11 protein-coding genes and 1 pseudogene are annotated in these 14,632 nt (G+C 70.2%); 6 read left to right on the top strand and 6 right to left on the bottom strand.

Translation table 11 applies throughout. The features are described from left to right. Positions 1-15: 15 nt before the first annotated feature. Positions 16-348, top strand: coding sequence for a YnfA family protein (locus ACJX2R_RS29625; RefSeq protein ID WP_020869425.1), 333 nt, complete (start codon positions 16-18; stop codon positions 346-348). Here the strand turns inward: ACJX2R_RS29625 and ACJX2R_RS29620 are convergent. Continuing rightward, positions 338-1,666 carry a hypothetical protein gene (locus ACJX2R_RS29620; protein WP_413102641.1) on the bottom strand — a complete coding sequence of 443 codons (1,329 nt, stop codon included), beginning with the start codon at positions 1,664-1,666 and terminating at the stop codon, positions 338-340. The genes ACJX2R_RS29625 and ACJX2R_RS29620 overlap by 11 nt on opposite strands. A gap of 256 nt (positions 1,667-1,922) precedes the next feature. On the opposite strand from ACJX2R_RS29620, the gene ACJX2R_RS29615 reads away from it, so the two are divergent. Further along, a complete protein-coding gene (locus tag ACJX2R_RS29615) occupies positions 1,923-2,678 on the top strand; it encodes an SDR family NAD(P)-dependent oxidoreductase (protein WP_413102640.1) in 756 nt (251 codons plus the stop codon). Between the two features lie 86 nt (positions 2,679-2,764). On the opposite strand, the gene ACJX2R_RS29610 is transcribed toward ACJX2R_RS29615, so the two are convergent. From ACJX2R_RS29610 to ACJX2R_RS29600, 3 genes and pseudogenes are all read right to left on the bottom strand, one after another. Continuing rightward, positions 2,765-3,298 carry a hypothetical protein gene (locus tag ACJX2R_RS29610; RefSeq protein WP_413102639.1) on the bottom strand — a complete coding sequence of 178 codons (534 nt, stop codon included), beginning with the start codon at positions 3,296-3,298 and terminating at the stop codon, positions 2,765-2,767. Positions 3,299-3,549: 251 nt separating this feature from the next. Beyond that, positions 3,550-4,263, bottom strand: a pseudogene (locus ACJX2R_RS29605) (FhaA domain-containing protein); the annotation flags it as partial. Positions 4,264-4,469: 206 nt separating this feature from the next. After that, positions 4,470-5,663 (bottom strand): RtcB family protein, encoded by a 1,194-nt coding sequence (locus ACJX2R_RS29600; protein ID WP_413102638.1) that lies wholly within the window; start codon positions 5,661-5,663, stop codon positions 4,470-4,472. 163 nt (positions 5,664-5,826) lie between these two features. Here ACJX2R_RS29600 and ACJX2R_RS29595 point away from each other — a divergent pair, with 163 nt between their 5' ends. The 3 genes from ACJX2R_RS29595 to ACJX2R_RS29585 all read left to right on the top strand — a co-directional run bounded on the left by ACJX2R_RS29595 (position 5,827) and on the right by ACJX2R_RS29585 (position 9,193). Next, positions 5,827-6,780: a DUF3558 domain-containing protein gene (locus ACJX2R_RS29595; RefSeq protein WP_413102637.1), complete on the top strand. Its 954-nt coding sequence runs from the start codon at positions 5,827-5,829 to the stop codon at positions 6,778-6,780. 147 nt (positions 6,781-6,927) lie between these two features. Then, positions 6,928-7,632: a hypothetical protein gene (locus ACJX2R_RS29590; protein ID WP_262701538.1), complete on the top strand. Its 705-nt coding sequence runs from the start codon at positions 6,928-6,930 to the stop codon at positions 7,630-7,632. A 97-nt stretch (positions 7,633-7,729) separates the two neighbouring features. Continuing rightward, a complete protein-coding gene (locus ACJX2R_RS29585; RefSeq protein WP_413102636.1) occupies positions 7,730-9,193 on the top strand; it encodes a DUF2637 domain-containing protein in 1,464 nt (487 codons plus the stop codon). A gap of 135 nt (positions 9,194-9,328) precedes the next feature. Here ACJX2R_RS29585 and lysS read toward each other — a convergent pair whose 3' ends face one another. Then, positions 9,329-11,077, bottom strand: a complete 1,749-nt coding sequence (gene lysS, locus ACJX2R_RS29580; RefSeq protein ID WP_413102635.1) for a lysine--tRNA ligase — start codon at positions 11,075-11,077, stop codon at positions 9,329-9,331. Positions 11,078-11,233: 156 nt separating this feature from the next. Between lysS and argS the strand changes: the two genes are divergently transcribed. Then, positions 11,234-13,021, top strand: coding sequence for an arginine--tRNA ligase (gene argS / locus ACJX2R_RS29575; RefSeq protein ID WP_413102634.1), 1,788 nt, complete (start codon positions 11,234-11,236; stop codon positions 13,019-13,021). A gap of 78 nt (positions 13,022-13,099) precedes the next feature. On the opposite strand, the gene ACJX2R_RS29570 is transcribed toward argS, so the two are convergent. Further along, on the bottom strand, positions 13,100-14,593 hold the full coding sequence (locus ACJX2R_RS29570; protein WP_413102633.1) for an alpha/beta hydrolase: 1,494 nt from the start codon (positions 14,591-14,593) through the stop codon (positions 13,100-13,102). Between the last annotated feature and the right edge of the window lie 39 nt (positions 14,594-14,632).

Below are 14,632 nucleotides of genomic sequence, written 5' to 3'. Positions count from 1 at the left end.
CCGTACCCTTCCCCCATGCTCATCGCACGTTCCATCGCTCTGTTCGCCGTGGCCGCGCTCCTGGAGATCGGCGGCGCATGGCTCGTCTGGCAGGGCGTGCGTGAGCACAGGGGGTGGGCGTGGATCGGCGCCGGGGTCATCGCCCTCGGTGCCTACGGGTTCGTGGCCACGCTCCAGCCGGACGCGGAGTTCGGCCGCATCCTCGCGGCGTACGGCGGCGTGTTCGTCGCCGGATCGCTCGCCTGGGGCATGGTCGCCGACGGCTACCGGCCCGACCGCTTCGATGTGCTCGGAGCGCTGATCTGTCTGGCCGGAGTCGCTGTGATCATGTACGTGCCTAGGAGGTAACCATCGGCCGGCCGTGGCCGCCCTTGCCCTCATGGTCGCCGTGGTTGTCCTTGCCCCGCTTGCCGTGGTCACCGTGGTGGTCGTCCTGCTCCTGCTCCGTGCCGAGGACGCAGCCGGTGTCCGGGTCGATGAAGACGGTCGTGATGGTGTGGTCGCACTCGACCTCCACGACCCACACCTGCTTGACCTCCTTCTTGTGCGGGTCCTTGTGCTCGTCCTTGCGCTGGTCGTCCTTGCGCTGCTCGTCCTTGCGCTGCTCGTCGTGGTGGCGCGGGTCCTTGCGGTCGTCCTTACGGCCGTCCTCGTGCTTGCCGTTGTGGTGCGGGTCGTCCTCGGGGCAGTCCACCAGCTCGGCGCTGACCGCCTGGCCGCCGACCTCGCACTCGGCGATCTCGACCGCCTCGGCGAGCGTCACCGGGTCGTTCTTCTTCTGCTCCTGCTGCTTGTGCTCCTGCTGCTGCTTGTGCTCCTGGCCGTGGCGCGCCTGGTCGTCCTCGTGGACGGGGACGGCGACGGGACGGATGGCGCCGCGGTCCTGGGCCTCCTCACCGGACTGGGCCTCCGCACCGGACTGGGCGGCCTCGTACGGCTGCGCGGCCTGCTCGGGCTGAGCCACCTGCTCGGGCTGCGCGGCCTGCTCCGGCTGCGCTACCTGCTCCGGCTGCGCTACCTGCTCGGGGCGCGCCGCGCTGCGGCCCTGGATGCCGTGCCAGTACTTCCCGGTGGGGAAGTAGCGGGTCGGGTCCTGACGGCCCTGGTCCTCGCGCTGGCCGCTCTCCTCCTTGCGGCTGTCCTCCTTGCCGCTCTCCTCCTGACCGCTGTCCTCCTTGCGGCTGTCCTCCTTGCGGCTGTCTTCCTTGCCGCTGTCTTCCTTGCCGCTGTCTTCCTTACGGCTGTCTTCCTTGCCGCCGCTGTCCTCACGGCCGCTGTCCATCTTCTCGTCGTACCGGCCGTGGTCCTCGCGCTGGCCGTGGTCCTCGCGCTGGTCGCTCTCCTCGCGCGGGTCGCTCTCCTTCTTCTCGTACCGCCCGCCCTCGTCGTGACGGCTGCCCTCGTCGTCCCGGGCGTTGTCCTCGTGACGGCCGTTCGGGTCCTTCACCTCGTAGCGGCCTTGCTCGTGCTGGCCCTTCTCGTCCTCGTGACGGCCGTTCTCGTGGTTGCCCTTGTCGTGGTTCTCCTTGTTGTCCCCGTGCGCCCGGTCCTGGAGACAGTGGTTGCCCTGCGACGAGTGCGGGTCGGGGGTGCTGCCCGAGGCCCATGCGGTTCCCGGAGCACCGGCGACCAGAGCCGCCGCCGCGATGGCGCCCGCTGAGGCCACGCCCCAACGCCGGAAAGAACGACGGGACCGCTGAAGGAATCTGCTCTGCTGGGTCATTACCTGAATTCACTCCTTGGGCATGGGTGCTCCAACTACCGGCGCCGCGCCGGACGCAGTGCACCCTTCCCCGAGCCCGAGAGCCCCTAGCGGATTCCTATCTTCAGTCCCCCGGTTGGAGGTAAATCGGGGCGTCATATCCTGCATATGGATCATGCGCACACGTCACCGTTTGCGCCACGTCGCCACTGGAGGGCCGATGACCACCCGTACCGCAGTCATCACCGGCGCGAGCAGCGGGATCGGAGCCGCGACGGCGCGCCGCCTGGCGGCCGCCGGATTCCGCGTCGTCCTCGCCGCCCGCCGTAAGGAGCGCATCGAGGCGCTCGCCGCCGAGCTGACCGAGGCGGGGCACGAGGCGGAGGCGTACGTCCTGGACGTCACCGACCGCGCCGCCGTGGAGTCCTTCGCCGCCGGCCTGGACCGCTGCGACGTCCTGGTGAACAACGCGGGCGGCGCGGTCGGCGCCGAGACCGTGGCCACCGCCGACCCGGCCGACTGGCGGGCGATGTACGAGGTCAATGTGGTGGGCGTGCTCCAGGTGACCCAGGCGCTGCTGCCCGCCCTCACCGCCTCCGGCGACGGCACGATCGTCGTGCTGTCCTCCACGGCGGGCCATGTGGCGTACGAGGGCGGCGGCGGGTACGTGGCGGCCAAGCACGGCTCTCACGCCATCGCGGCCACCCTGCGCCTGGAGCTGTGCGGTGAGCCGGTGCGGGTGATCGAGATCGCCCCGGGCATGGTCAGGACCGACGAGTTCGCGGTGAACCGCTACCGCGGGGACGAGAGCCAGGCCGCGGCCGTCTACGAGGGCGTGGCCGAGCCGCTGACCGCCGACGACGTGGCCGACACGGTCGAGTGGGCGGTCACCCGCCCCTCGCATGTGAACATCGACATGATGGTCATCCGCCCCCGCGCCCAGGCCGCCCAGCACAAGGTCCACCGCGAGCGCTGAGCCCGTCCGCGCTCGTCCACCCTAGCCCCAGCCCTATCCTCCACAGCCCTGCCACAACACGCTCGCGGCACGGGAGGGCGCGCAGCTCACACGGCGCCTTGCGGGGGCTGTGGAGGAGCAACCGCGGCGGCGGCCTCCCGGGCCGCCCTCTCCGATGCCCTGATGTCACCCGCATCACTGCGCCGCAGGACAAAGATCTTCGCGAGGGCGAGGAGACTCGGCCCACACAGACACGCCGACAGCCACGGTTGAGTGGGCGCGACCACGACACCGGCGCTGAGCAGCGCCAGCGACAGCACGACTCCGGATATCAGCCCGCTCATCCGGTACACATGATTACGTCGCCGCTCAGCGTCACGAGCGGCTCGTTCCCCCGCGGCCTTCTCCACCGCGGCCGCCCGACTCGCGGCGGCTTCGGCCGCGGCGTGCTGCTGCGCTGCCAGGGCACGCTCATTGTCGAGCTGCTTCATGCGCGCCTGATGCTCACGCTTGAGCTGGGGTTCAAGCGCCTTCAAAGCGATTTCGAGTTTTTCCGCCCCAAGGGCCTCGCCCCATTGCGCGGCGATGGACAGCCCCACGTTGATGCTCGGATCTGGATGGTTTTCAGCCGGGTCTGTCACTCCTGTGCCCCTCCATCATCAGACCCCACAGGGGTGAATTGACGACCCGTCGGCTCGGGCGGGGGACCCAGCCGAAGGAAGAGTCGCGCGAGCGCACTGTCCAGGGAATCAGCGGCCGGGATGAGGTCTTCGACTTCATAGCCGCCGCTGGTGCCTTGGCCGGTAGCCGGAGCGGGGCGCTCGGGGCCTCGCGCGTCCTGCTGCTGGCCTCGCGCGTCCTGCTCAGCCATGCCGGGGGTGAGCGTTGGCTCCTCGGTTTGCCGGTAAATGACGGTGGTGGTGCCCATGACGATTCGCGAACCGTCGCGGAGCGTAGCGCGAGTGGTGTGCCGCCCGTCCACCACGATGCCGTTGGCGGACCCGAGATCCTGGATCGTCGAGGGCGTTCCGATCCGGATCTCGCAGTGCCGACGGGAGACGCCGAAGTCGTCGATCCGCACATCGGCTTCGATGCCGCGGCCCAGCATCACCGTCGGGCGGGAGATCGGGTGGCGGGTGCCGTTGATCTCGATCCAGTGGCGCACCTGGGCGTGGGAGGCCGGGGCAGGGCCGGCAGTACGCCCGATGGAGCCGACGAGCGTACGGCTGCGCACCCGGAACCGGCCGGTGGCGAGGTCGTCCGCCTTCGCCAGGTGGACCGTGACGGAGCCCACGAAGGTGTACCGCTGCTGATTGGCGTAGGCGCGCACCATATTGGCGAGCTCGTCGCCGAGTTGGTCGAGGTGGGGTCTGAGGCGCTCGTGATCCGGCGTGCTCAGCTCCACGACGAAGTCGTTGGGTACGACGGTGACGAAGTCGTTGGGTACGACGGTCCGGCCGCGGTTCCAGACCGTGGCGTTGTCGTCACACTCACGCAGGAGCTCTCCCGCGATCTCGACGGGCTGGAGCTCGGAGTTGAAAGCCTTGGCGAAGCTGCCGCTCATCAGACCTTCGAGACGCTGCTCGAAGCGTTTCATTCCTCCCAATGAGCACCTCCCTGGCCCAGTGCTACCGGCCTCCTGCTCACTCGACGACGTGTCATCGCCGTCAGACTCGGACATACCCCAGCCGCCGCCGGCGGGAACGTGGCACCACCACAACGCGCACCACGTCCTAGGGCACTCGGCCCGAGCAGGCAGAAGCCCCGGACCGTCGCCGGTCCGGGGCCTGTCGATCACGTACGGTCCTGAGCTCAGCCCTTGACGCACACCACCTGCTTGAGTCTCGCCACCACCTCGACGAGGTCCCGCTGCTGGTCGATGACCTTCTCGATCGGCTTGTACGCCCCCGGGATCTCGTCCACGACGCCGGAGTCCTTACGGCACTCCACACCCCGCGTCTGCTCCGCCAGATCCTGGGTCGAGAAGCGCTTCTTCGCCGCGTTACGGCTCATCTTCCGGCCCGCTCCGTGCGAGGCCGAGTTGAACGACGCCTCGTTCCCCAGACCGCGCACGATGTACGAACCGGTGCCCATCGAGCCCGGGATGATCCCGTAGTCCCCGCTCCCGGCGCGGATGGCGCCCTTACGGGTCACAAGAAGGTCCATGCCCCCGTAGCGCTCCTCGGCCACGTAGTTGTGGTGGCAGCTGATCACCGGCTCGAAGACCGGGCGGGCCTTCTTGAACTCCTTGCGCACCACGTCCTGGAAGAGCGCCATCATGATCGCGCGGTTGTACTTCGCGTACTCCTGCGCCCAGAAGAGATCGTGCCGGTACGCGGCCATCTGCGGGGTGTCCGCGATGAAGACGGCCAGGTCGCGGTCGACCAGATTCTGGTTGTGGGGCAGCTTCCGGGCCTCGCCGATGTGGTGCTCGGCAAGCTCCTTGCCGATGTTGCGAGAGCCGGAGTGCAGCATCAGCCAGACCGAACCCTCGTCATCGAGACAGAACTCGATGAAGTGGTTACCGGATCCGAGCGAACCCATCTGCTTGACGGCCCGCTCCTGGCGGAACCTGACCGCCTGGGCCACTCCCCCGAACCGGCTCCAGAAGTCGTCCCACCCCGTCGTCGGAAACGCGTGCAGCCGCCCCGGGTCCACCGGGTCGTCGTGCATACCGCGCCCCACCGGGATCGCCTGCTCGATCCGGGACCGCAGCCGCGAGAGATCCCCCGGAAGGTCGTTGGCGGTCAGCGACGTCTTGACGGCCGACATCCCGCAGCCGATGTCCACCCCGACCGCCGCCGGGCATACCGCGCCCCGCATCGCGATCACCGAGCCGACCGTGGCACCCTTCCCGTAATGCACATCCGGCATCACGGCGAGGCCCTTGATCCAGGGCAGGGTGGCCACATTGCGCAGCTGCTGCATGGCCACGCCCTCGACCGTCGAGGGGTCGGTCCACATCCGGATCGGCACCTGCGCGCCGGGTACCTCGACATACGACATGATGTACTCATTCCCCCGTAAAAGACTGAAAACGCAAAAGCCGGGCCAATGCCTCATAGGTGGCGGGCGACCGGCAGGCACGGCAGTGCGTGCGATAGACATTGTGTCCAGCCACCGCCCGCGGGCGGCAAGGAGTTTTCCGTCGCTCGAAGGGACACGGACAGTGCAGCCAGCACAGCGAAGGGTGTACGGACGGCGGGCCACCCCGGCCGTAGCCGCGCTCATCACCGTGCTCGCCGTCGCGGGCCTCGGCGGATGCACCGGCTCCGATTCGACGAGCGACCCGGACGACGGCGCCTCCGGCGACTCCGGGACGGCGGTCTCGGCCGAGCCCGGCCGCTATCGCACGCTGCCCGAGGCATGCGGCGCGGTGAGCCGTAAGACCCTCCAGGCCCTGCTGCCCGGCGCCGAGCAGGACGACAAGGTGTACGACGGCCAAGCGGCCGTGACGTATGACATAGACCGCCGGGACGGCTGCCGCTGGAAGGTGGAGACCACGAGCGGCACGCGCTATCTCACGATCGACTTCCAGCGGGTGGTCTCGTACGACCCCTCGGTCAGCGATGACGACCGGGCTCAGGAGACGTACGAGAAGAAGGCCGCCGCCGCCGACATCCCGGACGCCACGAGCCCTCCCTCGAGCCCCTCCGGCTCGGAGAGCGGCGCGGGCGGCGACGAGGGCGGCTCGGGCGACGAGGGTGACTCCTCCGCCTCCGCCAGTTCGAGCGCCGATGAGTCCGGCCAGAGCGGCAAGGGCGACAAGGGCAACGAAGCCGGTAAGGACGACAAGGCCGACGACGGGGGCAAAAGCTCCGATAGCCCCTCCGCGGGCGCCGACGCGAGCGGCGGAAGTGACGAAAGTGACACCGCCTCCGAGGACACCGCCCCGCGCCGGCTGGACGACCTCGGTGACGACGCCTTTCTCAACGACCAACTGATCACCAAGGACTCGGGTATCCACCGCGACATCACCGTCGTGTTCCGGTCCTCGAATGTGATTGCCACCATTGAGTACGACCAGTGGACGACCGACAAGAAGCACATTCCCAGCAGCCAGGAACTACAGGAAAGCGCCCAGGACTTGGCCGATGAACTGACCGGTCGCCTCAACGAATAACCGGTCCTCGCCGCACCCCCGCGAGCACCCCGGCCCCTCCCCGCGGAGACCTCGGAAATTGGGACGCCCGCGCGTCGGCCGCGTACCGTGCCGACTAATGACGCGGGCGGCACGTCCGCCCATCGACAGAGAATGAGCGAAGGACCCATGCACCGTTCAGCCCCGCGACTCGCCCGAATACTCGCCTGCGCGACCGTACCGGTGGTGCTCGTCGCCGGCTGCTCCTCCGGCTCGGACAAGAAGGACGACAAGAACGCCGGTGGCTCAGCGAGACCCAGCTCGCCCAGCGCTTCACCCACCGTCGCGGCAGCGAAGTTCAGCAAGCTGCCCGATGTGTGCTCCACGCTTTCCGGGAAGACGATCGACGATCTCGTCCCCAAGGCGCAGAACAAGAAGGGCAAGGCCCTTCCCTCGGCCGACACCAATACGTCGGCCAGCTGCCTGTGGAGCGGCCTCGACAAGTTCGACTACCGCTCGCTGACCGTCTCCCTCAAGCTGTTCCGCTCCGACCCGGGGCTCGGCTCCGGCGACAAGCGCGCCGGGGAGTACGCCACCCAGCAGGCGAGCAGGGCCGCCACCGCCGGCAAGGTGACCGATCCCAAGACCGAGAAGGTCGCGGGCATCGGCGACGAGGCGACCACGGTCAGCACCAAGGAGAAGAAGGACGGCGACGACTTCCGCGACCAGACGGTCGTGGTCCGCACCGCCAATGTCGTCATCACCCTCCAGTACGACGGCGCGGGCTATGAGACCGCCAAGGCCCCGGACGCGGCCGACCTGCTCAAGGACGCCAAGTCCGCGGCCAAGGAGGCCGTCGGCGCCATCGGTAAGGACGCCAAGAGCGGGGCCTGACTCGCCGACACGGCCCCTTCCCGCCCATGAGCCTTGACGTGTATGCGACGCTGATGCGGCTGTTGTTGAGGACGGGGAGGGGTCGCGGGTGGCCGCGATGCAACTGACACGGATGCACCGAATACTGGCCGGGGTGGTCGTCACCGGGGCGGTGGTGATCGCCGGGATCGGCTTCGCCGGTTCCTACGCCGCGGTGCGCGATCTCGCCCTCGACAAGGGCTTCGGCAGGTTCGCCAATGTCTTCCCGATCGGCATCGACGCGGGGATCGTGGTCCTGCTCGCGCTGGATCTGCTGCTCACCTGGATCCGCATTCCCTTCCCGCTGCTGCGCCAGACCGCCTGGCTGCTGACCGCGGCCACCATCGCCTTCAACGGCGCGGCCGCCTGGCCGGACCCGGTCGGCGTCGGCATGCACGGCGTGATCCCGATCCTGTTCGTCGTTTCCGTCGAGGCCGCCCGGCACGCGGTCGGCCGGATCGCCGACATCACCGCCGACCGGCACATGGAGTCGGTCCGCATCGCCCGCTGGCTGCTCGCGCCGGTGCCCACCTTCCGGCTGTGGCGCCGGATGAAGCTGTGGGAGCTGCGCAGCTACGAGGAGGTCATCAGGCTGGAGCAGGACCGGCTGGTCTACCAGGCCCGGCTGCGGGCCCGCTACGGACGGTCCTGGCGTCGTAAGGCGCCCGTGGAGTCGCTGATGCCGCTGCGGCTGGCGCGGTACGGGGTGCCGCTGGCGGACACCGCACCGGCGGGGCTCGCGGCGGCCGGTCTCGACCCGTCCACGGTGTCGGCGACCGCGCTCCCCCCGGGCCGGTCGGCCGCGGCGGACGGGACGGGGCCCAAGGGCGCGTCCCTGGAGGCCCAGCCGGGCCCGTACGGCGCGCCGGGGGCCGCGGCGGACCCGGGCCCGCAGCAGCACCCCCAGCAGCCCCAGACGCAGGAGCTGCCGCTCTCGCTGCCCCTGCCGGTCTACCAGCAGCCCGCCGGACAGGGCCATGACGGCCGGAACGCCGTGCCCTTCGACCCGGCGGCCGCCCACCCCGCGCCGGTCGAGCAGCAGCCCCAGCAGCTCCAGCACCCGCAGCAGGCACAGCAGCCGCAGCAGCTCCAGGCGCAGGACCAGCAGGTCCCGGGCCAGGCGCCGCAGCCCGAGCAGCAGCCGCAGCAATTCCAGCAGCCCCAGCCACAGCAGCCCCCGCAGCCCCAACTGACCGTGCCGGTCGGGCCCGGCGGCCGGGTGCGGCCGCTCGGCGGTGAGGGCGTGGGGAGCCATCAGGGCGTCTACGTACCGGAGCAGCGCGAGCCCGAGCGGTACGCGTACGAGGAGCCGCAGCCGGAGCAGCGGCTGAACCAGCTGCCGGACGACGTGCCGCGCGAGGAGGTCTACTACGCGACTTTCCGCCAGTTCCTCGCCGATAACAGCAAGTACCCCTCCGCGTACCAGTTCGGGCAGCGGCTGCGGGAGACCTACGGCGTGACCGACCTCAGCAACAGCGAGCTGGCCGGGTATGTCGAGGACTTCAAGGAGCGCGTCCGCCTGGAGCGCGAGGCCATCCCGTAACCGCCTCGCAGCTCTAGCCACCCCTCGGCCACGGGCCGTCCCGCAGCCACTGGCCGTCCCGCCGCCGCCCCGCGAAGCCGGAACGCCGGGCAGCGGCCGTAAGGCCGTCCGCCCGGCGCCCGGGAGTCGCGGAGGTCAGGCCGCGAGCAGCTTGCGCACCCGGTCCACCCCCACCGCCAGCAGCAGCGTGGGCAGCCGCGGGCCGGTGTCCCGCCCGACCAGCAGGGTGTAGAGCAGCGCGAAGAACGACCGCTGGGCGACCTTCAGCTCCGGCGTCGGCTTGGCCTCCGGCGACAGCCCCGCCTGGATCTTGGGCACCCCGTAGACCAGCGTGGTGAGGCCGTCGAGCGACCAGTGGTCGTCCAGGCCGTCGAGCAGCAGCCGCAGCGACTCGCGCTCGGTGTCGCCCAGCGCGGCCAGCCGCTCCGTGTCCGGCTCGTCCCGGACCCGGGTGCGCTGATCGGCCGGGACCTGGGTGGTGATCCAGCGCTCGGCCTTGTCGAGCCGGGGCCGGGTCTCCTCCAGGGACTTCACCGGGTTCTCGGGGTCGAGCTCGCCGAGGATGCGCAGCGTCTGCTCGTCATGGCCGGTGGTGATGTCCACCACCGAGGCCAGCGTGCGGTACGGCAGCGGGCGCGGGGTGCTGGGCAGCTCGCCCATGGCGGTGCGGGTCGCCCGGCGGTACGCGGCCGCGTCCGCGGGCTGGGCCGTGGACTCGGCGATCTTCCGCTCCAGCGCGTCCCACTCGTCGTAGGTCCGCTGGATCTCCTGGTCGAAGGCGATCTTGAAGGACTGGTTGGGCCGGCGGCGGGCGTACAGCCAGCGCAGCAGCGGCGCCTCCATGATCTCCAGCGCGTCGGCCGGAGTGGGCACACCGCCCTTGGAGGAGGACATCTTGGCCATGCCGCTGATGCCCACGAACGCGTACATCGGGCCGATGGGCTGCTCCCCGCCGAAGACCTCGCGGACGATCTGGCCGCCGACCACATAGGACGAGCCGGGCGAGGAGTGGTCGACGCCCGAGGGCTCGAACACCACGCCCTCGTACGCCCAGCGCATCGGCCAGTCGACCTTCCAGACCAGCTTGCCGCGGTTGTGCTCGCTCAGCCGGACGGTCTCGCCGTGGCCGCACGCGCAGGTGTACGCCAGCTCGGTGGTCTCGTCGTCGTACGAGGTCACCGTGGTCATGTCGCGCTCGCAGACCGAGCAGTACGGCTTGTACGGGTAGTAACCCGCCTCGCCCGCGCTGCCGTCGTCCTCGGCGGCCGCGCCCGAGCCCTCGGCGGCGGCCAGCTCGGCCTCGTCCACCGGCTTCTGCTGCTGCTTGGGCTTCTTGGCGCCCGGCTTGTCCTTGGTGCGGTACCGGTCCAGGACGGCGTCGATCTCCCGGCGGTGGCGCATCGCGTGCAGGATCTGCTCCCGGTACGCCCCCGAGGTGTACATCTCGGTCTGGCTGATGGGGTGGAACTCGATGCCCATCTCCCGCAGCGCCTCGGCCATCGGCGCCTTGAAGTGCTCCGCCCAGTTCGGATACGCGGACCCGGGCGGGGCCGGGACCGAGGTGAGCGGCTTGCCGATGTGCTCGGACCAGGAGGGGTCGATCCCGGCCGGAACCTTGCGATACCGGTCGTAGTCGTCCCAGGACAGGATGTGAACGCAATCACGGCCCCGGCGCCGGATCTCGTCGGCGACCAGGTGCGGGGTCATGACCTCGCGCAGATTGCCGAGGTGGATCGGGCCGGACGGGCTGAGTCCCGAGGCGACGACGACAGGTTTGCCCGGGGCGCGGCGGTCCGCCTCGGCAATGACCTCGTCGGCGAATCGGGAGACCCAGTCGGTCTCGGTGCTCTGAGCCACGGTCGGCACTTCCTTCCTAGCGGTCATGGCACCGCCCATTGTCCCAGACGGAACGAACCCCTCCGGATTCGCCCACAGGACCCGCCGGGCGAGCCCGGGTTGTCCACAGGCCGGGGAAATCGTTGGACCCGCCGTGAAATACTGGGTTGTCCATACCACCACTATCGGAATGGCACCTCATCCATGGCATCGGTCCTCTCCCTCGCCGCTACGGTCCATCAGCGCGTCGCGGACGCCCTCTCGGCTGCCCTGCCGGAGGCCGGCTCCGCGGACCCGCTGCTGCGACGAAGCGACCGGGCCGATTTCCAGGCCAACGGGATGCTGGCGCTGGCCAAGCAGCTCAAGGGAAACCCCCGTGAGCTGGCCGCCAAGGTCGTGGCGCACCTTCCGGTCGCCGCCACCTCGGCCGACCCCGATCCGGTGATCGCCGACATCGAGGTCTCCGGCCCCGGCTTCCTCAACATCACGATCGCCGACTCCGCGATCACCGCGACCCTCGCCGCCCGCGCCGCCGACGACCGCCTCGGCGTGCCGTTCGCGCAGGCGCCCGGCACCACCGTGATCGACTACGCCCAGCCCAATGTGGCCAAGGAGATGCACGTCGGCCATCTGCGCTCGGCGGTGATCGGCGACGCGGTGGTGCGGATCCTGGAGTTCGTCGGCGAGCAGGTGGTCCGCCGCCACCACATCGGCGATTGGGGCACCCAGTTCGGCATGCTCATCCAGTATCTGATCGAGCACCCGCACGAGCTGGACCACAAGGACGCCTCCTCCGGCGAGGAGGCCATGTCCAACCTCAACCGGCTCTACAAGGCCGCGCGGGCGCTCTTCGACTCCGACGCGGAGTTCAAGGAGCGGTCCCGGCGGCGGGTGGTGGAGCTCCAGGCGGGCGACGAGGAGACCATCGCCCTGTGGCGGAAGTTCGTGGACGAGTCGAAGATCTACTTCTACTCGGTCTTCGACAAGCTGGACATCGAGATCCACGACCCCGATGTGGTCGGCGAGTCGGGTTACAACGACATGCTGGCCGAGACCTGCCGGCTGCTGGAGGAGTCCGGTGTCGCCGTGCGCTCCGAGGGCGCGCTGTGCGTCTTCTTCGACGACATCAAGGGCCCCGAGGGCAATCCGGTGCCGCTGATCGTGAGGAAGTCCGACGGCGGCTTCGGCTATGCGGCCACCGACCTCTCCGCGATCCGCGACCGGGTGCAGCACCTGAAGGCCGACACCCTGCTGTATGTGGTGGACGCCCGGCAGTCGCTGCACTTCAAGATGGTCTTCGAGACCGCCCGCCGGATCGGCTGGCTCAATGACCAGGTGCACGCCGTGCAGCTCGCCTTCGGCACCGTCCTGGGCAAGGACGGCAAGCCGTTCAAGACCCGCGCGGGCGAGACGGTGCGGCTGGAGGACCTGCTGGACGAGGCCACCGAGCGGGCCGCGGCCGTGGTCCGGGAGAAGAGCGAGAAGCTCGGCCTCACCGAGGAGGAGATCCTCGAGCGCGGCGCCCAGGTCGGCATCGGCGCGGTGAAGTACGCGGATCTGTCCACCTCCGCCTCGCGGGACTACAAGTTCGACCTCGACCAGATGGTCTCGCTCAACGGGGACACCTCGGTCTACCTCCAGTACGCGTACGCCCGGATCCAGTCGATCCTGCGCCGCGCCGACGAGGGGCAGCGGGCGCTGGCCCACCCGGAGCTTCCGCTGGCCCCGGCCGAGCGGGCGCTGGGCCTGCACCTCGACCAGTTCGGGGAGACGCTGCGCGAGGTGGCCACCGGGTACGAGCCGCACAAGCTGGCCGGATATCTCTACCAGCTGGCCTCGCTCTACACGACCTTCTACGACCAGTGCCCGGTCCTGAAGGCGGAGGGCGGCCCGGCCCAGGTGGAGAACCGCCTCTTCCTGTGCGACATCACGGCGCGCACGCTGGGACAGGGCATGTCCCTGCTGGGCATCCGCACCCCCGAGCGCCTCTGAGATACCGCGTGTGAAGAGCCCCGCCCCGGCTTCCCGGGGCGGGGCTCTCCGCGTTCACCGGCGGCTCGTCAGGGGGCGTCACCGGCAGAGCACATCGCGCTTCGGCCGCTCACCGGTCAGCAGGAAGTCCGTCACCCTCCGGTCCGCGCAGGCGCTGCCGTTCTCCATGTACGCCGCGCCATGCCCCATCGCGTCCACGCTGACCATCCGGGCCCGGTCCCCATAGGAGCGCCGGAGGCCCAGCGCCCCGCTGTACGGGGTGGCCACATCGCGCTTGTTCTGCACCAGCAGGACGTTCGACGGCCCCTGGTCGGTGATCCGCACCGGCTTGTCCCGCGGCTTGTCATGCCAGAACGCGCACGGCGTGACGTTCATCGGCATGCCCGCGGTGAGCGGGTGGCTCTTACGGCTGGCGGCGACATCCCGCGCGTAACCGGGCAGGGAGGTCGGCCACTCCACGTCGTTGCAGATGGTCGCGAGCGACACGGCCGCGGCGTCCTGCGGAGGGTCGGCCGGTGGATCGGCGGGCACCTTGCCCGCGTCCGCGTCGGCGATCAGCCGGGCCAGGCTCTCGAAGTCGTCCCGGGAGTACAGGGCGTCCAGCATGCTCTGGCGCAGTGCGTTGCCGTTCAGCTCGGGCGGGTTGGCGCCGGGCCACGGCAGCGGCTTCGCGTCCAGCCGGGCGGCGAGCTCCAGGACCCGCCGCCGCACCCCGTCGGGGGTCTCGGCGAGCCGCACGGGGCTGCCGGGGGCGGAGGCCCAGCGGGCGAAGTCGGGGAAGGTGTCCTCGACGCCCACGGCGTAGTTGGCCAGCCAGCCGCGCTCCACCCGCTCCGGGTTCGGGTCGTCATTGCTGTCCAGCACCCAGCGGTCGGTGTGCTCGGGGAACATCTGCGCGTAGACGGAGCCCACATACGTCCCGTACGAGACGCCCCACGCGGACAGCTTCCGCTCGCCGAGCGCCCGGCGGACGCTGTCGATGTCCCGCGCCTCGTTGACGGTGCTGATGGTGCGCAGCAGTTCGCCGCCGTTGCGGGCGCAGGTGTCGGCCATGCGGCGGCCGGTGGTGATGTTCCGCGTGATGTCCCCGCCGGGGGCGGGCCAGGGGCGGGAGGCGAGCAGCGAGAGATCTTCGGGGTTCAGATCGCATCCGGTGTGCGTGGACTTCCCCAGGCCGCGCGGGTCGAAGCTGACGATGTCATACGCGTCCCGCACCGACTTCGGCAGCCGCTTGCCGAGCGTGCTGGGCCGGTTCAGCCCCGGCGAACCGGGGCCGCCCGGGATCAGCAGCAGAGTGCCCCGGCGGGCCTGCGGCCGCTCGCTGGGGATGCGGGAGACGGCGAGGGAGATCCGCTTGCCGCCCGGGTCGCGGTAGTCCAGCGGCACCTTGAGCGTGGCGCATTCCTGACGGGGGTCGAGCCCGGTGCCCTCGCAGGCGCCCCAGTCGGGCGCGGCGGCGGTCGGGTCGGCCGGCGGGTCCGGGGTCGCGTTCGCGGACGCGACCCCGAGGAGGGAGGCGGTGGCGGCGGTGGCGAGGGCCAGTGCGGCGGTTCTGCCGGTCGTCGGTCTCATGTGCGCAAGCCTTGTCGAACCGGCCCCACCGTCCCATCC

The sequence above is a fragment of the Streptomyces sp. Inha503 genome (genome assembly GCF_047215865.1).
GTDB classification, from domain to species: Bacteria; Actinomycetota; Actinomycetes; order Streptomycetales; family Streptomycetaceae; genus Streptomyces; species Streptomyces lycopersici.
Note: the sequence above shows the minus strand (reverse complement) of the source record. Positions and strands in the feature narration are given on the sequence as shown.